This is a genomic window from Nocardia sp. NPDC006044 (assembly GCF_042871115.1).
GTDB lineage: Bacteria > Actinomycetota > Actinomycetes > Mycobacteriales > Mycobacteriaceae > Nocardia.
Window position 1 is genome coordinate 734,937 of sequence record NZ_JBIAID010000004.1, and the last position, 19,979, is coordinate 754,915.

Annotated in this window: 21 protein-coding genes; 6 read left to right on the plus strand and 15 right to left on the minus strand. The window is 68.8% G+C overall.

The annotated features are described in order from the left end of the window. Positions 1–255: 255 nt before the first annotated feature. Positions 256–1,074: an HpcH/HpaI aldolase/citrate lyase family protein gene (locus ACFYO1_RS34415; RefSeq protein WP_387240526.1), complete on the plus strand. Its 819-nt coding sequence runs from the start codon at positions 256–258 to the stop codon at positions 1,072–1,074. Here ACFYO1_RS34415 and ACFYO1_RS34420 read toward each other — a convergent pair. The 8 genes from ACFYO1_RS34420 to ACFYO1_RS34455 are packed head-to-tail and all read right to left on the minus strand — an operon-like array spanning position 1,068 to position 8,762. Beyond that, positions 1,068–1,811, minus strand: a complete 744-nt coding sequence (locus ACFYO1_RS34420; protein ID WP_387240529.1) for an arylmalonate decarboxylase — start codon at positions 1,809–1,811, stop codon at positions 1,068–1,070. The genes ACFYO1_RS34415 and ACFYO1_RS34420 overlap by 7 nt on opposite strands. A gap of 45 nt (positions 1,812–1,856) precedes the next feature. Continuing rightward, positions 1,857–2,645 carry an SDR family oxidoreductase gene (locus ACFYO1_RS34425; protein ID WP_387240532.1) on the minus strand — a complete coding sequence of 263 codons (789 nt, stop codon included), beginning with the start codon at positions 2,643–2,645 and terminating at the stop codon, positions 1,857–1,859. Next, positions 2,642–3,559: a hypothetical protein gene (locus tag ACFYO1_RS34430; protein ID WP_387240535.1), complete on the minus strand. Its 918-nt coding sequence runs from the start codon at positions 3,557–3,559 to the stop codon at positions 2,642–2,644. The genes ACFYO1_RS34425 and ACFYO1_RS34430 overlap by 4 nt, the downstream gene beginning before the upstream one ends. Further along, positions 3,556–4,245: a hypothetical protein gene (locus tag ACFYO1_RS34435; protein WP_387240538.1), complete on the minus strand. Its 690-nt coding sequence runs from the start codon at positions 4,243–4,245 to the stop codon at positions 3,556–3,558. Before ACFYO1_RS34435 ends, ACFYO1_RS34430 begins: the two co-directional genes overlap by 4 nt. Next, positions 4,242–5,363, minus strand: a complete 1,122-nt coding sequence (locus tag ACFYO1_RS34440) for a Rieske 2Fe-2S domain-containing protein (protein WP_387240541.1) — start codon at positions 5,361–5,363, stop codon at positions 4,242–4,244. The genes ACFYO1_RS34435 and ACFYO1_RS34440 overlap by 4 nt, the downstream gene beginning before the upstream one ends. Next, positions 5,357–6,322 carry an alpha/beta hydrolase family protein gene (locus tag ACFYO1_RS34445; protein ID WP_387240544.1) on the minus strand — a complete coding sequence of 322 codons (966 nt, stop codon included), beginning with the start codon at positions 6,320–6,322 and terminating at the stop codon, positions 5,357–5,359. The genes ACFYO1_RS34440 and ACFYO1_RS34445 overlap by 7 nt, the downstream gene beginning before the upstream one ends. Next, entirely contained in the window at positions 6,319–7,128 is an 810-nt protein-coding gene (locus ACFYO1_RS34450) for an oxidoreductase (RefSeq protein ID WP_387240547.1), read from the minus strand. The genes ACFYO1_RS34445 and ACFYO1_RS34450 overlap by 4 nt, the downstream gene beginning before the upstream one ends. Positions 7,129–7,148: 20 nt before the next feature. Then, entirely contained in the window at positions 7,149–8,762 is a 1,614-nt protein-coding gene (locus ACFYO1_RS34455) for a nitrilase-related carbon-nitrogen hydrolase (protein WP_387240550.1), read from the minus strand. Positions 8,763–9,157: 395 nt separating this feature from the next. Here ACFYO1_RS34455 and ACFYO1_RS34460 point away from each other — a divergent pair, with 395 nt between their 5' ends. The 4 genes from ACFYO1_RS34460 (at position 9,158) to ACFYO1_RS34475 (ending at position 11,798) form a co-directional block, all read left to right on the plus strand. After that, complete coding sequence (locus tag ACFYO1_RS34460; RefSeq protein ID WP_387240553.1) at positions 9,158–10,222, plus strand: hypothetical protein; 1,065 nt, start codon at positions 9,158–9,160, stop codon at positions 10,220–10,222. Further along, positions 10,219–10,812, plus strand: coding sequence for a neocarzinostatin apoprotein domain-containing protein (locus ACFYO1_RS34465; protein ID WP_387240556.1), 594 nt, complete (start codon positions 10,219–10,221; stop codon positions 10,810–10,812). The genes ACFYO1_RS34460 and ACFYO1_RS34465 overlap by 4 nt, the downstream gene beginning before the upstream one ends. A gap of 18 nt (positions 10,813–10,830) precedes the next feature. Further along, positions 10,831–11,421: a neocarzinostatin apoprotein domain-containing protein gene (locus tag ACFYO1_RS34470; protein WP_387240559.1), complete on the plus strand. Its 591-nt coding sequence runs from the start codon at positions 10,831–10,833 to the stop codon at positions 11,419–11,421. 71 nt (positions 11,422–11,492) lie between these two features. After that, positions 11,493–11,798 carry a Dabb family protein gene (locus ACFYO1_RS34475; protein ID WP_387240562.1) on the plus strand — a complete coding sequence of 102 codons (306 nt, stop codon included), beginning with the start codon at positions 11,493–11,495 and terminating at the stop codon, positions 11,796–11,798. A gap of 4 nt (positions 11,799–11,802) precedes the next feature. Here ACFYO1_RS34475 and ACFYO1_RS34480 read toward each other — a convergent pair whose 3' ends face one another. Then, on the minus strand, positions 11,803–12,417 hold the full coding sequence (locus ACFYO1_RS34480) for a VC0807 family protein (protein WP_387240565.1): 615 nt from the start codon (positions 12,415–12,417) through the stop codon (positions 11,803–11,805). Positions 12,418–12,419: 2 nt separating this feature from the next. Then, positions 12,420–12,863 carry a MarR family winged helix-turn-helix transcriptional regulator gene (locus tag ACFYO1_RS34485; RefSeq protein ID WP_387240568.1) on the minus strand — a complete coding sequence of 148 codons (444 nt, stop codon included), beginning with the start codon at positions 12,861–12,863 and terminating at the stop codon, positions 12,420–12,422. Positions 12,864–12,944: 81 nt separating this feature from the next. On the opposite strand from ACFYO1_RS34485, the gene ACFYO1_RS34490 reads away from it, so the two are divergent. Beyond that, positions 12,945–14,195 carry an FAD-dependent oxidoreductase gene (locus ACFYO1_RS34490; protein ID WP_387240572.1) on the plus strand — a complete coding sequence of 417 codons (1,251 nt, stop codon included), beginning with the start codon at positions 12,945–12,947 and terminating at the stop codon, positions 14,193–14,195. Here the strand turns inward: ACFYO1_RS34490 and ACFYO1_RS34495 are convergent. From ACFYO1_RS34495 to ACFYO1_RS34515, 5 genes are read right to left on the minus strand one after another with little or no spacing between them, the layout of a single operon-like run. Beyond that, on the minus strand, positions 14,177–15,592 hold the full coding sequence (locus ACFYO1_RS34495; RefSeq protein WP_387240575.1) for an aldehyde dehydrogenase family protein: 1,416 nt from the start codon (positions 15,590–15,592) through the stop codon (positions 14,177–14,179). The two genes, ACFYO1_RS34490 and ACFYO1_RS34495, sit on opposite strands and share 19 nt — an antisense overlap. Next, a complete protein-coding gene (locus tag ACFYO1_RS34500; RefSeq protein WP_387240578.1) occupies positions 15,589–16,734 on the minus strand; it encodes an FAD-dependent oxidoreductase in 1,146 nt (381 codons plus the stop codon). The genes ACFYO1_RS34495 and ACFYO1_RS34500 overlap by 4 nt, the downstream gene beginning before the upstream one ends. Then, a complete protein-coding gene (locus tag ACFYO1_RS34505) occupies positions 16,731–18,119 on the minus strand; it encodes an aldehyde dehydrogenase family protein (RefSeq protein WP_387240581.1) in 1,389 nt (462 codons plus the stop codon). Before ACFYO1_RS34505 ends, ACFYO1_RS34500 begins: the two co-directional genes overlap by 4 nt. Continuing rightward, positions 18,116–19,390, minus strand: a complete 1,275-nt coding sequence (locus tag ACFYO1_RS34510; RefSeq protein ID WP_387240583.1) for an acyl-CoA dehydrogenase family protein — start codon at positions 19,388–19,390, stop codon at positions 18,116–18,118. The genes ACFYO1_RS34505 and ACFYO1_RS34510 overlap by 4 nt, the downstream gene beginning before the upstream one ends. Beyond that, the gene (locus ACFYO1_RS34515) at positions 19,387–19,875 is read right to left on the minus strand and encodes a flavin reductase family protein (protein ID WP_387240586.1); all 489 of its coding nucleotides are present in this window, start codon (positions 19,873–19,875) and stop codon (positions 19,387–19,389) included. Before ACFYO1_RS34515 ends, ACFYO1_RS34510 begins: the two co-directional genes overlap by 4 nt. Between the last annotated feature and the right edge of the window lie 104 nt (positions 19,876–19,979).

Here is a 19,979-nt window from a genome sequence, read left to right on the forward strand (position 1 = left end):
GACGAGCACGCTGTTTCTTGATGCGAAATAGCGTTTCCTACTTGGCGTCCATTAGCGCTCGAGTTCCCAGTGCTGTCAACCGGTGGGCCGGGACTCGTCGAACGGCACCGACCTCGGTCCGTCCGAAATCTCGTGTGCAACTGTTTCATATAGGGAAACGGCGTTGCCAAAATGTGGACCCCGCAGGTACCGTCTGAACAGCGAGCAGTCGGGAGTCGCCGCACGCGGTGTACCCAACGGACGGAAGGTGTGCCGGTGAGATCGGCGTTGTATGTGCCGGGCAGCCGTCCCGAACTCTTCGGCAAGGCGATGTCGAGCCGGGCCGATGTGGTGCTCATCGACCTCGAGGACTCGGTTCCCCCGGCCGCCAAGGACCGGGCCAGGACCGCGGTTGCCAACTGGCTGAACGAGACTCGCGCGAGCGGACCCCGGATCTGGGTGCGCGTGAATCCCGGCTCGATCGGCGAGGCCGATCTGGCGGCGGTCGCGGTGGCCGGTGTCTCCGCGGTGTGTCTCGCCAAGACCGAGTCCGCCGACCAGGTGCACGCCGCGGGTGCGGTGTTGCGGGAGTTCGAACCAGCTCCCGGCGGCATCCGGATCTGCCCGATCCTGGAAAGCGCGTCCGCTGTGCTGGCCGCTCGCGATATCGCCGCCGCCCCCCGCGTCGACCGTCTACAGCTCGGCGAGGCGGACCTCTGTGCCGACATCGGCGTCGAGCCCGGCCCCGACGACCGAGAGCTCTGGGCGGTGCGCTCGCAGGTCGTGCTGGCCAGCGCCGCCGCGGGCATCGCACCCCCGCTCGGCCCGGTCCGCACCGACTTCGGTGACCTCGGCGCACTGCAGGTCTCCACGATGGCGCTGGCGCGCATGGGTTTTCGCGGGCGTGCCTGCATCCATCCCCGTCAGGTCGCGGTCGTCAACGACGTTTTCACACCTGCTCCGGCCGAGCTCGAACGGGCGCGGGCCTTGGTGGCCCGGTTCGATGCCGTGGGCGGGGCGGTGCTCGATGACGCGGGCCGGATGGTGGACCTGGCGGTGGTCCGGCGGGCGCGGCGGTTGCTGGCGGATCAATGATCGCGCAGGAGGGCCCCCGCGCCGTCGACGCGATCGTGGATGCCGTTGTCGCGCAATGCCATCCACCAGGTCGCCGCGTTGATCGCGATGACCGGCTTGCCGAGCCAGCGCTCGGCCGCGTCGGCCAGGCCGACCATGGACAGGTTGGTGCCGCACTGCACCAGCGCGTCGACGCGGTCGCTGTCGACCTCGCGCAGCGCATCGCGCAACCGCGCCTCGGTGACGTGCGCGATGGAAACCGCGGTGGGACAGCGTAATCCCTTGATCGCGGCCACCTCGAAGCCCAGCTCGCCGAAGAACCGCACCACGTTCTGGTCGCCGATCGGTTGATAGGGCGTCACGACTCCGATACGCGTCGCCCCGTTCAGTGTCAGCGCACGCCGGCAGGCTTCGGCCCCGGTGGCTACCGACAGCCCGGTCGCGTCGTGGATCTGGCGGACGAACTTCTGGTTGCCCTCGACGCCACCCCAGAAGGTCTCCGCGGACATGCCCATGACCATGTAGTCGGGCGCACAGGTCAGCACGCGCGCACAGGTCGCGTCCATTTCGGCGCGGATCTGGTCGAGCAGCCGGTCCATGCCCGCGTCGTCGCCCATGTTCTGGTCGCGGATGTGGATGCGACCGAAGTGCGTCGTCACTCCGGGCACGCTCATTCGGGCGAAATCGGGCTCCACGACGGTATTCGTGGACGGGGCGAGTACCCCGAACTTCGCTCTCCAGCCCAATACGTCAGGCACGGTCTCTCTTTCGGCTCGGATTTCTTCGTTGGCGGACAGCGATTGTCACTCGATGAACAGGTCGCGTCGCCGCAACGGCGCGGTGGCGAAGCGGCCGATCACCTTGGGCGTGGTCAGCCAGCGGACGTGCGCCCCGTTCCGGGCGGGGGTGACCGCGCGTTCGGCCAGCCAGGGCGCGACGGTGTCGACCCGGTCGGCGAGAATGTTGAATATCCTGCGCGCCCTGGCCAATTCCGCCGGATCGGTGTAACCGTGGGTCAGCAGATCGGTGACCACCATGCCCGGACTGAGCAGGCCGACCGAGACGCCCGCCGGGACCTCCTTGGCGAGCGCCTTGGTCAGGTAGGTTAGGGCGCGCTTGCTGGCACCGTAGACCGCGAGTCCGGGAACCGCCCGGCCGTCGCTGCCGAGGCCCTCCATGTTCCAGACGTGCCCGCCGCCGGCGTTCGCCATGCCCGCTATGGCGACGGCGGAGCCGTTTATCGCGCCGATCAGGTTGGTGGCGATCACTTTTCGTGTCTCGTCGGCAGACAGCTCCCAGACCGGGGTGCGGACATGGGAGATGCCGGCATTGTTGATCCACACATCGATCGGACCGAATCGTGCCGCGGCCGCGTCCCAGAGTGCTTGCAGCTCAGCGCGTTCGGTGACATCGGCGGCCATCAACAGCGCGGTGCCGGGCAGTTCGTCGCGCAGCCGATCCATTCGCTCGATATCGGTGCCGCACAATGCGACTCGATGGCCGCGGTCGAGTAGCGCGCGGGTGATGCCGAGGCCGATGCCGCGGGTGCCCCCGGTCACCACGACGGTCCTGGCAGGCCGCGGCCTGCTCATCGGCGGACCAATACGCCGTGCAGCACGGCGCTGAGGCGGTTGTGCTCGAACAGTTCGTAGACCACGGCGAGCTCGGTGCCCGCACCCATACCCGGTGCGGCGTCCACCATGAATTCCCGCCCGGTGATCCGGCTGCCGTCGGCAAGGTGCAGCACCGGGTAGTTGGCCCGGCCGTAGGCGGTCGCGTTGCCCCAGGCGCCGGGTCCCTCGTGGAAGGAGCGGACGCCGTCGCGGCGCACGGTGGCCTCGTAGGTGCGGTGGACCGCCCCGCTCCAGGTCACCCGGTGCTCGGCGGTCAACAGGCTCAGCGGAGTGATCTCCAGGTCGACTCGAACGGTGCCGCGGAGCTGCTGATCGGCGCCCCACAGCTCGCAGTCGCCGGCATAACCGCATTCGTCCTTGGTGGGCAAGATGAACGACGCCGCACCGCAGCGGGTTTCGTGCTCTACCAGTTCGCCGGCCAGATCGGGGTTCCGGGTGTAGACGCCGTTGAACACGCCGACGATGGCCGGCCCCTGGGACAGCACCGAGGAATACACCTGGGTATCGCCCAGGGTCTGATTCCAGGTGTTCAAGCCCACCTGCCAGCCCGGACCGTAGTAGTGGGCATCGACGAATCCGCCGTAAGGCTGTCCGGCACCGTAGAAGTCGGGACCGGTATAGAGCCGATCGTTGTCGGAGTCGATCACCCCGAACGCGAACGGCGCGCCGAGGGCGAACCGCCCGGCGAGCTCGCCGCCGCCGGTGAGGCTGCCATCCATGTAGTAGGTCGTGGTCCCGTCCGCGAATACTGACGAACGGCGGATGTCCTCGAAACCGCGCCAGACCCCGTCCGCGGCGAACAGCGACGGCCTGCCGACCCATTCACCGGCGATGCGTTGCTGCCACTGGCTGGGAGCTTCGGCGGCGGTCATCCGAGCAGCTCCGTCCGTACCCGCTCGGCTTGTTCGTCGCCGAGCAGCCGGGTCACCTGCGCCCACACCGGATCCACCTCCGGACTGAACAGATTCGCCCGGTTGGCGCGGTCGCGGGCGGCCAGATCGCCGTCGACCGCGGGAACTCCCTTGTCCACCAATGTAAGCCAATGCTGGAGATAGTCGTCGACCGTGGCGCCCAGGGTCTGGAAGGCGGTGTCGGTGGCTCGGCAGACGACCATCCACGGCGACATCATCGCCCGCTGCCGGGGACCGACCGCCGCCGCCGACACACCCTCGATCCGCCAAGCCGCCTCGAGCAGCGGTGTCAACGGCAGGAACGCGGCGTCTAGATAGGCGAGGTGCACGGCGAGATCGGTGCGCGGGATGAGGTCGAGGTGCATCGCGTGATATTCCGCCGACCGCACCGAGTCCAGGGTGAAGTGCGGGACCGCGGAATCGGGCGGTGTGAAGGCGAAGATCATGTGGCTGTCCAAGCCGATCGCGGGCACCACGAGATCGACGGCGACGAGCTTGTCGATCGGTTCGCCATGAAACACCCGCAGCCTGCCGACCGGTTCCGGCGACGTGCTGCTGGTCAACGAAATATCCTCGGCGGGAACCAGTTCCAGAGAAGTGCTCAGCCGACGCAGGGTGCGCTCGCTGAGTTCGGCGGGCAGGCTCATTGCGGTGTTCCTCCAGTGCGGGCCTTGTGTACCCAGGCCTGATCGAGTTCGGGGTTGTCCCGGCGGGCGGGCGAGGCGATGACGGTAGCCGTGCGGCGCGGTCCGTCGCCGGTGATGACGTCGTCGTCGCCGAGCCACCAGCCGTCCTTGATCAGCTGGGTTCGTCTGCGCCGGTAGGCGATCTGGAGTGCGTCGCTGCGCACATGCAATTCGTCGGCGAGATCGAACGGGAGCAGCTCCGGGCGCTGCGATTCGACCACCGGTTTGTCCTGCAGCAGAATGTCTTTGATTCGCTTGCGCGCGTCGGCGTCGGCCCAGCGACCGGTGAAGAAGTTGCGGTAGCCGAGGATCTTGATCAGCGTGCGGTCCTGCGAGAGCGGGATATTGAAGTCGTAGAGCAGCAGATCGCCGATCGGCAACCGGATATGCAGCTTGACCACGTTGGGCAGATACCATCCATTGGTCACCGTCACGAATTCGGGGCGGGGCTTGTTCCTGGACAGCAGCCCCCACAGCCCGCTCGGCGGCGGCGGGCTGAGCCGGATATCGGCTTCCGCGGACCAATCATCCTTGCGGACGGTGAAATTGGGAATCTCGGGTTTGTCCGGATTGCCGAACCTGGTGCCGTGTACGAACGGGGTGTGCGAGGCATCGACGACGTTCTCGAAGGTCCGTTCGTAGTTCGCTTCGACCTCCATCTCGAACTGCACCATCCGGAAAGCCGGATCGTCGTGCACCGGGATGTCCGGTATGGGTGGGCGTTGCGGTTCGGGCACATCGCCGAGGAAGGCCCAGACCATGCCGTAGCGCTCCTGGGTGGGGTAGGCGTCGACCCTGGCCTTCTTCGGGATGAGCCGGTCTTCGGAGTTCGCCGGGATGCGCACACAGGCGCCTTCGGCGTCGTACTGCCAGCCGTGGTACGGACAGGCGATACAGTCCCCGGTGAGGGTGCCCATCGACAGCGCACCGCCGCGATGCACACACAGATCCGACAGGCAGACCGCCGTGCCCGCCGTGGTGCGATACAGCACGAAGTCCTGACCTAAGCAGGTCACCTTCTTCGGGGTCCGGCCGACGCGGTCGGCGAATTCCAGCGCGTACCAGAAGTTTTTCAACATTGTTCGTGCTCCGATCGTTGGGGTCGCAACACACCCGCCTCGGTGAATTCGGTGAGTTCGGCGCGGGCCGCCGCCGAACCACGCAGGTGGGTGCGCAGAAACGCCGAGCTGAGCCGGGCGAACGGGGCGAGCGCGTCCGCGTCGTCCGGGCCGTCGAGGAAGGCCCGCGCCGCGGTCGGGTCGACGTCGGCGATGCCGAAATGGTTGGCCTCCGGCACGACCGCGAACAGGTGATCACCCGGCGGCAGGGCTTCGTCGAATGTCCTGGCCACCGGGTCGGGGCGGTGCTCGCCGTCTTCGCCGTACCGGTCGGCACTGCCCTTGATCACGCCGTCGTTGGTGCCGACCCCGAGCAGTACCGGGCAGTCGACCTGGGCGGGCAGCACGGTGCCCGCGGGCCAGCCGAGCATGGTCGCCACCATCGTGTGCGCGCCCCAGGCGAAAACCGCGCGGACCGTGGGAAAGAAGCGTGCGGACTGGAGCACGACGGTGCCGCCCGCGGAGTGCCCGCCCAGCGCGACGCGATCCAGGTCTAGAGCGCCGGCCAGCGGACCGTGTTCGTTCAACTCCGTGACAGCGGCCAGGATCGCGCCGATGGCCGGACAGGTCGGGCGGGTGCCGTAGGCGTCGGGGCGGGCCGCGTCGAGGTCGACGCCGACGGTCAATCCGCGCTGCCCGCCGAACAACTCGGCCACCCGGTCGAAAGTGACGACCACGAAACCGGAGTCGGCGATGGCGGTGGCGAACCGGCGATAGGAGTCCTGGCCGACGTTCACGCCGGACAAGAACAGCACCACCGGATACGGTGCGGCCGCCGGATCGGGGGCGAAGACTCCGGAGAGCCGTTCGGTGTCGGAACCGGTGGCGATCGCGGGGTAGTAGACCTTCAAATGCGCGGTGTCGAAGGGAGCGTCGCCCGCCGTGCGCGCCGACCACCAGAGCGAACGAACAATGCTCATGCGACCGGCCTCGGCAGGACTCGATCGCCGCCCCACAGGGCACGCACCAAACGCTGGGTGACGTCCGGCCCGAACATCCGCTCGCCCATGACATTCGCCGGATCGCGTTCGGCGATGTTGCGCCGGATCGCCAGATCCCGGTCGGCGAGGGCCGCCCGCTGCCCGGCCGGGACGGGTTCGGCCGCGTCGACCCAGCCGAGCCATTGTTCGACCCGGGCGGTGAGCAGCTCGGCGACGGTAGCGCGATTGTCGCTGGTCGCCGGGAAGGAGTAGCAGTACGCGGTGGGGGACAGGCTGGCCCGGATGAAGCCGGTGCGGCTGGTGAACCAGGTGAAATCGGGATGGTCTTCCTTGAACGCCAGCCACGGCGGATCGTTCTCGGCGTAGTAGCTGTCGAAGTAGGCGCCGTCGCCGACCAGGTCGCCGCGCGGGATCGCGTCGACGTAGAACCAGCCTTGCGGCCACAGCAGCAACGCTATGCCGAGGTGCGGGACGTTGATCCGTGGTCCGAGCCATGCGGTGAGGTGCAGGTTGACGAAACCCGTTGCGGGGTCGCCGATCCAGGAATGCACAAGCCAATCGATGTCGGGCCCGGAGTAGGCGGCCAGGCTGCCCGACGGGCCGGCCGCCGGGTCGCCGTAGCTGTCCAGCTCCTCGGTGGACGGGTCCCTGGCGAGTTCGAAGCGCTCGGCGATCCGGGATTTCAACCCGCTCAGCAACTCTCGCCATTCCTGGAAGGTTGCGGTGACATCGGTCCTGGCGGTCGCGTCGACCATCTGCTCGACATGCTGCACGGTTTCACTCATGGTCGCTCCGGGTTGTGTTGTCACTGAGCTTCTTTCGTCATGGCGTCCAGCGGCCACGGCGGCCGGTCGGCCACCAGATCGGTGCCTCTGGATACGCTGCGGCGCACGGCTTCGGCGGGACGCACGATCGCGCGTGCACTCGTCGAGCCGGTCGGCACGCCGGTCACGATCGGATGGCTGATCACCCCGGTGAACGGCCCGCTCCACTCGGTCCACAGGGTGAAATCCGGGCTGAGCGCGTAGATCGCGCCGACGAGCCCGACGGATTCGGCGGTGCCGGCGGCCACCACGTTGAGCCGGTTCTCCGCTGCCCGCTCCGCCAGTCCGAGCCGCAGTTCCCACGATTCGGTGGGGGAACAGGGGACCGCGACGACGTCCGCGTCCTGAATCGCGGCCAGGCGGAAGGTTTCCGGAAACAGCGCGTCGTCCCCGACGACGATCGCCATTCGGCCCCAAGGCAACTCGAAGACGGTCAGGCCGTCGCCCGGATCCGTGAACCAGGGATGTCGTTCGGTCGGGTGCAGCTGCGACTGGTAGCCGACCACGCCGTCCGCGTTGATCAGCACACCACGGTGCGTCTCGGCATCGCGCACGCTGAGCACCGCGTGCGCCGTCGTGTCGTGCAGTGCGCGAACGGCTTCCGGAATGGGCAGGGTCGCGAGTTCCGGCAGCACGATGAGGTCGGCACCGTCGGCGGCGAGCCCGGCCAGCACCGTGGTGTCGGCGATCGACACCGCGGCCGACAGCGTCGGAGCCCCGGCGGGTGCGCGGCGTTTGGGCGTCACACCGGACAACGGAACGTAGAGCTCGGGCCTGCGTGCGGCCAGGATGTCGGTGCCGTCGCCGCGGACCTTGTTGTCGGCCAAGCCGATATCGATGTCGGCGACCACGATCGCCTCGTCGGTGACCGGTGCCATGGCGACCGGAATGCCGTCCGGGCCGACGATCTGGCTTTCGCCCGCGCCGTGCAAACGGTCTGGCGGCACGCCGAGCCGGGCGGCGATCGCAGGTAGCTGCCCGGCCGGAAGGAGCGGACCGACCTTGTTGGCCGCCACCACCCATACCCTGTTCTCGGCGGCGCGTACCGGAATGTGCAGGCTCGCTTCATCGATGGCGAACGAGTTGAGGCTGTTGAGCAGCAGTTGCGCACCGCGCAGCGCCAGCGACCGGGTGACCTCGTTGATCACGCCCTCCATGCAGGCGTACATCCCGATGCGGCCCAATGGCGTGGCGATCACCGGTGATTCGCCGCGACCGGCGTCGAGATAGTCGTTCTCCGCGCCCATCAGGATCTGTTTGTCGGACTCGCCGAGTAGCTCGCCGTCGGGTCCGAACAGCAGACCGGTGCCGGTGGTGCGGCCGCCGGCGCGGGCCAGCGTGACGCCGATCTTCACGTAGAGCCGGTGCCGGCGTGCGCGCCGGGCGATCGCGGTGAGGAACGGGTCGCCCCCGGTGCACGCCATTCGGTGCGCGTGTGCGCGGTCGGCGTACCAAGATAAATGGTTACAGAATTCGGGCAGGACAACCAGTTCCGCCGCCGCGGCGGCGGCCTCGTCGATCACCCGGAGGCAGGCGTCGAGGTTTACCGCGACGTCGGTTCCGGCGGCGAGTTGTGCGGCCGCGACTCGGGTCATGGACCAGACCCTTCCACTCGAATCTGTGTTTCGTACAACGAAACGTTGTTTCCATCGTGGTCTCGATTCTGTACCCCGGCGAAGGATCTGTCCAGGGGCGGTCCGACATTTCACGCGACGGTAATTCGGTTAACCGTCTCCTTTTTCGCTTGCCTTGACACTGGTCGGCGCCGCGGGTTCAATATGGCAATCGTGAAACTGCGTTTCCCTCAGTGGAACGCGAGTGGAGGTTGAGGATGACGAGGCATCGCGCATCCCTGGGAAACGCCGGCCTCGGTCGCCGATCACGGACTTCATCGGAGCGAATCGACAACCGCGCCAACGGGACTCGAAACGGTATGCGCGAGTCCGCCGGTGCCGGCGCGGCCGTTCTCTGTGCGATCGCAGCCGGTCCGGTGGGCGGTGCACAGCTCGCCCTGCTCGGAAAGCCGTTGGGGGGTGTGGTCGGCGTGCCGGGTGCGGTGGTCGGCTACATCGTCGCCACCGCCGCCGGGCTCGGCCTGATCATCGCGGCCCTGTGGCTGTGGCGGAGGGGGGCGACGGCCGCGATGGCCAGCGGGTGTGGAGTTCTCGCGGGCGGCGCGACCATTGTCGCGGGTGCGGTCGACGGCGTCGTGGTGTTCACGATCGCGGTCCTGGTGGCCGGCGCGGCAACGGGGCCGTTGCTGGCCATAGGTCGAGCGCTGGCGTTCGAGCTGGGTCGCATGGGTCTGATGTGCACCTGCGCGGCGGCCGTGGCGGGGATGGCCGCCGCCGCGTGGCTGGCCGGGCGTTGTTACGAGAACCCCGGCGAAGGGCTGATCATCGCGGGTGCGCTCACCGCCGTCCTCGGGCTGGCAACGGGATCGGTTGCCGTGACCCGCGCCGCGACCCTCCCGCCCGGACGGCACGCGACCGTCGGCGCGAGCGTCCGGCCGGCGTTACCCCTTTATCTCGCTGCGGGACTCGCGATCGGTGGCACCACGCTGCCGGCGTTGCACCTGTTGCTGTTCCGCTGGAACGAATTCGGCGCCGAGCAGTGCCGGTGGTTGTCGTTCGCCGCCGCGCCGGCCGTTATCGCGGTCATCGTGCCTTGGCAGCGGGCGGAAGCGGTGCCGATGCTGTCGATCCTGGCGGCAGGCGGGACGTTGCTCGTCGCGATCGCGCCGGGACCGGTGACGCTGGCCATCGGCCTCGCGCTGACGCTGTCGCTGAGTTTCCGGGCGGTGGCAGCGCTCGACGAGGGTGTGCGCCGGGCCACGGCTCGAGCCGATCGAAGCGCGGCCGCGGGCGTCACCGCCGGGGTCGTGGTGATCTCCGGGGCGGCCGGTCTGGGATCGGTGGATCTCCTCGGCCGGCTGATCGGAACCGGCTCCGCGCTGACCATTTCGGCGCTCTGCGTGCTTGTGACGGTGTGGTGGCCCCTGCGACCCAGCGCACGACAGCGAAGGCCGCTGGCTGTCGAGGGAGGCATGTCATGAGATTTCTCGCCGGCGTGCTCCGCGCGGCCGTAGTCGGAGTGCTCAGCGGATACCTGGCGGTGTCGCCGGGCACCGCCGCGGCTGGCGGACCGACCGAAATCCAGGTCAGCGCGACCACCGACCTGACCGAGGGGCAGCGAATCACCGTGAGCGGTCGTGGCTTTCAGGCCGGTCTCGCCGCGGTCGCGGTCGGTATGTGCAAGCAGGATTTCCGCAACGGGCTGAAGGATTGCGACCTGGACGGCGGCGCGACCTTCGTCAACATCGGCGGCGACGGTACCTTCGGCCCACTGACCCTGACCGTCCACCACCGGTTCCACGACATCGACTGCACCGAGCAGCAGTGCGTGATCGCCGCCGCCCCGCTGCCCGGCACCGAACCACCCGCGATCATCGCCGCCAATTCTGCCGCGGTATCGGTAAATTTCGCCGGCTCTCGGCTTTCGGCGGCGACTCCGGCGCCCGTCTCGACCGCGACGGTGCACATCGACGCAGACACCGAAGGCCCGTCCACGGTGCTGTGGGCGGTCACCGCGGGGCTGCTTGTGCTCGTCGCCGGCTTCGCGCTCGCCGATCGGCGGCGATTGTGAAATCCATCAGGAGGAAGTATGAAGCTCATCGGTACCCGGCTCGGGATCTTCGCCGGCCTGTCGGTCGTCGCGATCGCCGTCGTCGGCGGCGCCCCCGCGGCACTGGCCGCGCCCGCACTACAGGTGAGTCAATCCACCGGACTGGCTGCGGGACAGACGATCACGGTGACCCTGGACGGTCTGCCCGCGAACATGCCCGCCGTGGCGGTCGGTCAATGCAAGCCGCAGATCACCGGCCCGGGGGACTGCAACCTGCCGGGCTCGATGCTCGGCGCCGCCGACGGGCAGGGCACGTGGCAACCCAGCGGGGACAAGCGGTCGATCGCCCTGGTGGCCGCTGTCGGTGGCACCGACTGCACCGCCGCGCCCGGCGCGTGCACGATCAGCGTGACCAGTCTGACCAACGCCACCGAGATCATCGCCTCGGTTCCACTGACCTTCGGACCGGCCGCGGAATCCCCGAAACCGGCTGCGGCACAGAACAACGCGGTTGATGCCGATGATTCGGACGACAATACCGCCGCGGTGATCGGGGTGAGCGCCGCCGCGGTGGTGATCATCGCGGCCGCCGCCTTTTTCGTGGCACGGCGCCGCAGCCGGAACAACTGAGGTCACGGATGGTCCGGGGTGCCCGCCACCCGGTACCGTTCACCCGCCCCCACGGACGGAGCTATTGTCCGATGCCCACCGACAACCCCCGCCTCACCCACGTCGTGCTGATGAAGTTCCATGACCGCGCCGACGCGAAACAAGCCGGCGAACTGCTCTCCGCACTCGACGGCACAGTGCCGCACATCCTCTCGCTGACCATCGCCCTCGACGAACTGGCCACCCCCGTCTCCTACGATCTGTGCATGACCACCACGCACCTCTCGGCGGCGGAACTGACCGCCTACCAACAGCATCCAGCACACCGAGAGCTGGCGCAGTGGCTGGTGCCCCGGCTCGCGGCCCGAGCCGTAGTGGACTATTTCGACATGCGTTAGCACATCAGCGAGATCGGCCATATGACACCGTCCATCGATGTGCCCGGTACTGGGTCCAGCCGATGAGGCCGAGCAGGCATACCGGGCTCAGCACCGACGTCGCGATCACGGCGGAGGTGAGCGGAAGGATGTAGATCAGTGCCACCGCGGTGACACTCTCGATGCTGAGCCCCGCCGTCCAGATCAGCGTCAGATTCCGGTGGAGACGTCGAAACCCGCTGTCGCAGTGCCAATATCGGTCGAACTCGTCCGGATCGGGCACGATGTCGCGACGGATTCGGGCGATCAGCGGCCGCGCGGTCACCAGGCTCGCGGCGGCCGCGAGTCCGAGGAGGAAGGTGATCGCGAAGTCCTTGGCCAATTCCAGCCGGGGGTCTCCGGTCCACAGCGCGATCGCGACGCCCACCGTGAAGCGCACCAGCACGAGCACGCCGAGGGTGGTGACCTGCCGGGTGCGCGCGTACTGCACGGCCAGCACCAGCACCGATACCCCGGCACCGCCGACCAGTGCCCACACCGGCGGCCAGCCCGCCGCGGTCAGCGCCAGATAGCAGCCGACCGGTATCCCGATGTTCTCCAGAACCGCTCGGGCCGTTCGCCGGATCGCCGGGCTCGCCATGGTCAGGCTCGACTGCCGATCAGCTTGTGCAGCAGCGCGTTCAGCATCCCGGCTTCGTAGGGCTCCAGTCCCAGGCGAGCGGGGTCGTTGAACTCCAGCACGGAGCTGCCGGCGAGTTCCAGGGTCCGGCGCCCCGCCGCGGTCAGCCGAATCGGTACCGGACGGCCCCGGCCGCCTTCGCCGCGGCGCTCCAGCAGTCCGCGTTGTACCAACTGGGTGATAACCGCCGCCATGCTCTGTGGCCGGACGAGCACTCGACGGGCCAGTTCCGATTGCAACAGGTCCGGGCCCGCGGCCAGCTGGGCCAGCACCCCGAACTGGACGGGTGTGAGCCCGTGCTGTTCGAACAGTTCGGTGAAGCCGTGTGCGACGGCGTGATAGGCGCGCACCAGCGTCCAAGCGGGCAACGAGTCCAGGCGGTCCGACGTCCAGGTTCGCTCATCCATGGTGGCAAAGTATCAGTTGACTGATATATATGTCCGCGTATCGTGGCATTAATATCATATGTCTGATACTTGGAGCTGGTTATGCGAGTGGTCATCATCGGTGCCGGGATCGGTGGTCTCGTGCTGGCTCGTGCACTGCGGGACGAGGGTGTGCGGGTCCGGGTGTACGAGCGCGACGCCGCGTTGGCCGATACCGGTGGCTACCGCCTGCACCTGGCCCCGGAGGCCTGCGCGGCCTTGCGGCGGCGGGTCCCCGCCGCGTTGTATCAGGCGTTGCTGGCCAGCGCCTCGGGTGCGGCATCGTTTCGCCGGTTCAGTGTTTTCGACCATCGCCTGCGCCGTTTGCTGTCGCTGCCGCGGAACAGCCCCGGCGACCATCTGTTGATCGGCCGAATCCCGCTGCGCCGCTTGCTCGCTCACGATCTCGACGATGTGCTGGACCTGGACTCGCACTTCATCGGCCACACCCGGTCGGCCGGGGGAACGGTCACCGCCCACTTCGCGGATGGCCGCACGGCGATGGCCGATGTGCTCGTCGGCGCCGACGGCGCGCGTTCCCGGGTGGTCACCGAGATCTCCGGCCGACCAGGCGCCCGCACCTTGGACGCCTGGGGTATCGCCGGGCGCACCCCGTTGACCGACGAAAGCCGCGCCCTTCTACCGGCCGAACTCGACTCCGGTCCCGGATTCGTTGTCGGCCCGCGCGGTACCGCGGTCTTCCTGTCGGTGCACGACCCGGCGGTCGCGCCGGTCAGCCCGCGTTCCTGCCGCGAGATACCCGCCGTGGCCGAGCCCGGATATGTCCTCTGGGGGCTGGTGACCAGTGCCCGGCGAACCGCCGAGTCGAACGCCGTCGACACGGCGCTTGCGCTGCTGCCCGGCTGGTCACCGCGGTTGGTATCACTGATCTCTCGATCCGAGCCGGCCGAGGTCACCACCTTCCCCTACCTGGCCGCCGATCCCCACGAAACCATGACCCCGTGGCCCGCCGACAATGTCACCGCCATCGGCGACGCGATCCACGCCATGCCACCGACCGGCGGACGCGGCGCGACCACCGCCATCCTCGACGCGGACCTGCTCGCCACCCTGTTGTCCGAGGCCCACCACGATAAAAGCACACCTGCCTTGGCAATTCACGACTTCCATCGGCAGCTGCCCGGCTACGCGTTGCCGGCGCTGCGGCAATCGCTTCAACCGTTGCGCTGGCAGCGGGCGGCCGCCAGATCTCCGTTGTTCGCGGTCACCCGGGCCGCGCTCGGTGCGGTGGGAAGCTGGCAGGGACTTCGTCAGCGCGTTCGGCCGGACGCCATTCACCGGGCATCCGGATAAGCGCCGGCGGGTAGTCCGGCGCCGCCGGCGCGGAAGGCGCCGGGGGCATGCGTGACGATTGACTGAGTGTATTCGAGCAGGCCTTCCTCGGCGTATTCGCGGCCGAAGCCGCTGTTCTTGGTGCCGCCGAAGGGGGCGTGCAGGGACATGCCGGTGCGGTTGTGGGTGTTGACGAAGGTGAAACCCGCTTCGATGCGGGAGGCGACGGCGAAGGCGTGCTCCTCGTCGGCCGACCAGACGGATGCGGCCAGGCCGAGTTCGGAATCGTTGGCGCGAGCGAGGACTTCGGCCTCCTCGCGGTAGGCCAGGATCGGGACGGCGGGGCCGAATTGTTCGAGGCGGACCAGGTCGGCGTCGTCGGGTGCGCCGAGTACGAGTACCGGGTCGAGGAAGTACCCGTCGCTGTCGGGCGCTGAGGCGAGCGGGATGACGCGTGCGCCTCGGTTCCTGGCGTCGGTGACGAGCCCGGTGACGCGCTCGGCGGCCGCGCGGGTGACGACCGGGCCCATGGTGGTGCTCTCGTCGGCCGGCTCGCCGACGATCAGGATGCGTTGTGCGGCCGCGATATACGACTCGACGAACTCGGTCAGCCTGGTTTCGGGTACGTACAGGCGTTTGGCGGCCATGCACACCTGGCCTGCCGTGGCGAACGAGGCGAGGACGAGTCGCTCGAAATCGCCTGGCGTCAGCGCGAAGTCGTCCAGGAATATGGCCGGGTCGTTGCCGCCGAGTTCGAGCAGCACGGGGGTGAGTGCGCCGCCCACGGCGGCCGCGATCGCACGTCCGGCCTGATCGCCGCCGGTGAAGGCGACCTTGCGCACCAGGGGGTGCGTGATCAGGGCCTGCACGGTATCCGGTCCACCGTGCAAAACCCTTGTGGCGGGCAGGAGTTCGGCCGCCGCGGACACGGCGAGCGGAGCCAGCGGCGATGGTTTCAGGATGACCGCGTTTCCCGCCGCGAGGGCGGGTCCGAGCTTGAGCATCGCGAGAATGATGGGCGCGTTCCACGGCGTGATCGCGGCGACCACGCCGAAGGGCTTCCGGGTCAGCGTGATTCGGCCCCGCGAGCTGTTCGTGTCGTGCGCGCGCAGGATTTCGGCCGCGTGCTCGCGAACCCAGCGCAGATAGGTGGCGGCGAAGCCGATTTCACCGCGGCAGTCGGAAACCGGTTTACCGGATTCTCGCGCCAGTAGCGAGGCCAGCTCGGGTGTACGCGCATCGAGCTCGTCCGCGGCGTGACCGAGCGCGGTGAGCCGAGTCCCGACCGGCTCCCGGGACCACTCGCGAAAGTCCCTGTGCGCGTGGCGCACTGCGGCGTCGACTGCTTCCGGCGGCGTCGAGATCACCGCGCCGACGATCTGCTCCGGATGGGCGGGGTTCTCCCGCTCGATTCTCATGTCCGTGCCCCGAACGAGTCGAGCAGGCACGCTCGACGCAGATACGCGCGGGCCGCGGCCGGGTCGGCGGCCAGTGCCCGCAGCTGCGCATGATGGCTGCCGTCGCGGCTACGCAACCGGTTCCAGTTGTCATGGCTGGTCCGTTGCACGTGTTCGATGGCGACGGTACGGCGATGCGCCGCAACCTCGTCGAGCCGCTCGTCCGGGGCGCCGCCGAGGACCTCGGCCAGCGTGGACGCGAACTGGACGGCGTCGTGGATGCCGCTGTTCATGCCCATGCCGCCGAGTGGATTGTTGAGGTGTGCCGCGTCGCCCGCCAGCAGGACCCGGCCGTGCCGGAATCGGCCGGCGACGCGCTGATGCACCCGGTACAGCGTGGAGTGCGCGATGTTCCACGACCTGCCCAAGTCGGCGACCGCAGCCAAACGCTCTGGCAGTCTGCGCAATTCGTATTCGTCGTGGGTGTCCGCGGGGGTCGGCAACAGCACCCGCCAATGCTGCGGGGTGCGCAGCAGCACCAGCCACTCGTCCGGATCGAAGATGTAGTTGATCGGCGCGATGCCCGGCAGCGCCCGCGCCAGATCCTCCTCGACCGAGGCCACCAGGAACCGCTCCGGATAGGTGCTGCCCTCGAAGCCGACGCCCAGCCCGTGCCGGACCGCGGAGTGCGCACCGTCCGCGCCGATCACCCAGTCCGCGCGAATCAGTCCGCCGTCGGTGCGCAACGCCACCGAATCGCCGGTGCTGTGCAATCCGTCGACCCGGCAACCGAAGCGCACATCGACCCCGTCGAGGGCGTCCAACAGGATCGGGGTGAGTTTGCTCTGCTCGCATTGCACGCGGAACGGAAACGGGGTGTCTTCGGCCAGTACGGCGAGATCCAGGGTGGCGATTTCCCCGCCGCCACGGTCGCGGTACTGGAAGGTCGACGCGACTATTCCCCGCTCCAGCAACGCATTCAGCACGCCGAGGTCGCGCAGCATCTCCAGCGTCGGCGGATGGAAGGTGGAGGCGCGCGACTCGGTGGCGAGTTCGTCGCCCTGCTCGAGCACGGTGACCGGAATTCCGCGCCGGGTCAGGGTGAGTGCGGCGGTGAGCCCGACCGGTCCGGCGCCGACCACCACGATCGCCGGGGTGGTCATGACGTGTGCAGAGCGAAGCGGCCCTCGACGCCGACCACGCGGGCGCCGGTGAAGAAGCGCAACGTCTCCGCGGTGCCCTCCTCGCCGAGTCCGGACAACCCCCACGCGGGCCGCGGCGTCATCAGGTGCAGGCTCATGATCGAGGAGCCGTTCACCTTCACCTCGCCGGCGCGGATCCGGCGAGCGACGCTCAGCGCTCGTTGCTCGTCGGCGCCGCAGACGTAACCCTCCAATCCGTACGGGACCGCGTTGGCCAGCGCCACCGCCTCCTCGAGGTCGCGATAGGTGACGACGCCGGCCACCGGGCCGAAGACCTCCTCGGCCAGGTCGCCGTCCAGAAGTGTTGGGGCGAAATAGTTTCCGACCTCGGGCGGGTCGCCGAAGCCGTGCGCGACCCGGCCCTCGAACGACGCCCGCACGGTCCGTACGTGATCGGCGTGCAGCAGCGGCCCGAACTCGGTCAGCGGATCCATCGGCGCCCCTATCCGTAGTGCCGCGAGTCGCTTCCCGATTCCCTCGACGAGATCGCCCGCGCGCTCGGCGGGCAGGATCAATCGGCCCAGCGCACGGCACCATTGGCCGTTCAACGTGGTCAGCAGTTCGGCGGCGATCCGGGTGGCGGTGTCGAAGTCGGCGTCGGGCAGGACCACCAGCGGATTGTTCCCGCCGAGTTCGAGCTGACACGGCCGCAACAGCGCCGCCGACGCGGACGCGACCGAGCGCCCGCCGGCCAGTCCGCCGGTGAACGAGACCGCAGTGATCCGCGGCGAGGCGGCCAGGTGCCCGCCGACCTGCGCACCGCCCTGCACCAGCTGGAACATTCCCGCGGGCACGTGCTCGGCGATCGCCCCGGCCAGCACCACCGAACTGTAGGGCGCCAGTTCGCTGACCTTCAGGATCACCGGGCAGCCCGCGGCGAGCGCGTTGGCCACTTTGTGCGCGGCCATGGGGGCGGGCGCGTTCCACGGGACCAGGCACAGCGCCGGGCCGAGCGGTAGCCGGTGCACCTCGACGCCGTCCCGGTCCTGGCGCAACGCTCCGGTGCGGAGTTGTTCGGCCGCGAGCCGGAACGAGCCGGACACGATCGCGGCGAGCGGAACCGTTTGGGTGATCGGTACACCGGTCGCGCGGGCGTCGAGTTCGGCGATCCAGGGCAGCCGCGCGTCCAGGTCGGTGGCGATCGCGTCGAGCATGGTCGCGTCGATCCGGCCGGTCGCGGCGTCGGCGACCGCGAGCGCGCGTTCGACGCGGTCGGCGGCCGTGGCGACCGCCCGGGCTACGGTCCGGCCGGTCGCCGGATCCTGTAGTGCGACACCGAGATCGATTTGCGGCGTGCCCCAAACGTCATCGATCAGGTCGGTGACCGCGGGGAGTTCGGCGCTCATCGGTCCGCGCTCGCCGGTGCGGTGGCGAACAATTCGTTCGCCTTGGCGTCGGTGACGATGCGGGCCACCTCGAGCATGCCGCGCTCGGCGGGAAAGGTCATCACCAAGCCCATCGCCAGATCGCGCAGCGCCCGCCCGGCCACGCCGCTCATGGCCGCGGCGGAGGTCCCGCCGGCCTTGAACGCGCCCAGCGCAACCCGGAAGCAGGCCTCGGTGACCGCGCCTTTGCCCAGGCGCCATTGGGTGAACACTTCTGGCTTGGGTTTGATCGGGGGCTCGGCGGTCTCGATCATCAGCTGATAGCGCAACCACAGGTAGGCGGTCTGCAACTGTTCGGTCATCTCGCCGATGAGCACCTGGTGTACCGGCGAGGAGGCGATCGGGGCGCCGGTGTCGGCGAAGGTCTTCGTGGTGGTGGCGGCCAGTGTCTCGTCGTAGACGTGCTGCGCGCAGCCGGTGTAGACCGCGGCGATGGCGAGCTGGTTGCCGACAAAACTGCCTCTGCTCATGGTGAGCATCTTGGTGAAGGCGCCGGGTACGGCCAAGGCTTCGTCGTCCGGGACGAACACCTCGTCCAGGCGGATGCCGTTGTTGGCGGTGGCGCGCATCCCGAGTCCGTCCCACGGGGCCCGCACCCGGACGCCGGGCGCGTCCCGGGGGACGAAGAAGGTCGCGAGCCCCTCCGCGGTGTCGTATCCCTCGAGCTTGGCCGAGGTGAGATAGAAGTCGGCGATACCGGTCGCGCAGCCGAATGACTTCTCGCCCCGCAGGATCCAGCCACCGTCGGCCTTGCGCGCGGTGGTCGCGATGGTGATGTTCGCGGCGGCGGTCTTGACCGCTTCGGAGGCGAAGTTCGCCAGCCAGCGCCCCTCGGCCATCCGGGTGAGCACCTTCTCGGCGAAGCCTCGCACGACGGGAACCTCGTGGTCGGCGAACAAGCCCGCGTCGATCGCCTCCAGTGGCAGCAGTCCGCGGGAGGCGCTGGTGTTGTGGAAGAAGAACGCCAGCGCGGTGGAGGGGCAGGCGGTGCCCATGGCGAACGTGGCCGCGGCCAGGTCCCGGAGCGTGCCGCCCAACCCGCCGAATTTCTCCGGCACCACCAGTCCCAGCAGGCCCGCGTCGCGGAGCAGTGCGACATGGCCGGGCGGAAAGGCGCCGAGCCGATCTGCTTCCTCGGCGGCCGCGCGCAACGCGGGCAGAACCGCGTCGACCCGTTGGGCGCGTTCGCGTTCGGCGTCGGTCATGTCCTCGACGAGTCGTTCACCGATCATCGGACTATCCCCTCGTGGTACGTGCGGTCGTGGTAGATGAGCGGCGCGATGGGCCGCGGCGTGGCGGCATCCTGCACCGCGCCGACGATGATGGTGTGGTCACCGGCGGGGTGGCAGGCGGTGAGCACGCAGTCGAGCCAGGCGACGGCGTCGGTGAGGACGGCGGCGCCGGTGCTCGCGGTATCCCATTGCCCGGTGGCGAAGCGATCGGTCGCCGCGTTCCAGACGGGCGAGGCGAAACGGCGGCCGATGTCCTGCTGATCGTGCCCGAGGACATTGGCCGCGAAAACGCCACTGCGGCGGATCATCCGGCACGTCGTGCTCGTGGAAACCAGGCATACCGAGATCAGCGGCGGCTCCAGCGCCACACTGGTGAACGAGCTGGCCGTCATGCCGTGCCTGCCACCGTCCGCCCGGACCGTGGTGACGACCACGACCCCGCTGGCCCACTGCGCCAATACCGCGCGGAAGTAGTTGGGTTCCACCGTGACATCCGTTTCGATAGTGGAAACACTGTTACGCACACCGTAACGTCCGATATCGGCGTGGCGCAAGCGGAACCCAGATGGCGATGGTGTTTCCCATCGGG

Coding starts and splice junctions, on each gene's coding strand:
- ACFYO1_RS34425 (WP_387240532.1), bottom strand. CDS start 2,645: ATGAGCAGGCCGCGGCCTGCCAGGACCGTCGTGGTGACCGGGGGCACC.
- ACFYO1_RS34430 (WP_387240535.1), bottom strand. CDS start 3,559: ATGACCGCCGCCGAAGCTCCCAGCCAGTGGCAGCAACGCATCGCCGGT.
- ACFYO1_RS34435 (WP_387240538.1), bottom strand. CDS start 4,245: ATGAGCCTGCCCGCCGAACTCAGCGAGCGCACCCTGCGTCGGCTGAGC.
- ACFYO1_RS34440 (WP_387240541.1), bottom strand. CDS start 5,363: ATGTTGAAAAACTTCTGGTACGCGCTGGAATTCGCCGACCGCGTCGGC.
- ACFYO1_RS34445 (WP_387240544.1), bottom strand. CDS start 6,322: ATGAGCATTGTTCGTTCGCTCTGGTGGTCGGCGCGCACGGCGGGCGAC.
- ACFYO1_RS34450 (WP_387240547.1), bottom strand. CDS start 7,128: ATGAGTGAAACCGTGCAGCATGTCGAGCAGATGGTCGACGCGACCGCC.
- ACFYO1_RS34455 (WP_387240550.1), bottom strand. CDS start 8,762: ATGACCCGAGTCGCGGCCGCACAACTCGCCGCCGGAACCGACGTCGCG.
- ACFYO1_RS34465 (WP_387240556.1), top strand. CDS start 10,219: ATGAGATTTCTCGCCGGCGTGCTCCGCGCGGCCGTAGTCGGAGTGCTC.
- ACFYO1_RS34470 (WP_387240559.1), top strand. CDS start 10,831: ATGAAGCTCATCGGTACCCGGCTCGGGATCTTCGCCGGCCTGTCGGTC.
- ACFYO1_RS34475 (WP_387240562.1), top strand. CDS start 11,493: ATGCCCACCGACAACCCCCGCCTCACCCACGTCGTGCTGATGAAGTTC.
- ACFYO1_RS34480 (WP_387240565.1), bottom strand. CDS start 12,417: ATGGCGAGCCCGGCGATCCGGCGAACGGCCCGAGCGGTTCTGGAGAAC.
- ACFYO1_RS34485 (WP_387240568.1), bottom strand. CDS start 12,863: ATGGATGAGCGAACCTGGACGTCGGACCGCCTGGACTCGTTGCCCGCT.
- ACFYO1_RS34490 (WP_387240572.1), top strand. CDS start 12,945: ATGCGAGTGGTCATCATCGGTGCCGGGATCGGTGGTCTCGTGCTGGCT.
- ACFYO1_RS34495 (WP_387240575.1), bottom strand. CDS start 15,592: ATGAGAATCGAGCGGGAGAACCCCGCCCATCCGGAGCAGATCGTCGGC.
- ACFYO1_RS34500 (WP_387240578.1), bottom strand. CDS start 16,734: ATGACCACCCCGGCGATCGTGGTGGTCGGCGCCGGACCGGTCGGGCTC.
- ACFYO1_RS34505 (WP_387240581.1), bottom strand. CDS start 18,119: ATGAGCGCCGAACTCCCCGCGGTCACCGACCTGATCGATGACGTTTGG.
- ACFYO1_RS34510 (WP_387240583.1), bottom strand. CDS start 19,390: ATGATCGGTGAACGACTCGTCGAGGACATGACCGACGCCGAACGCGAA.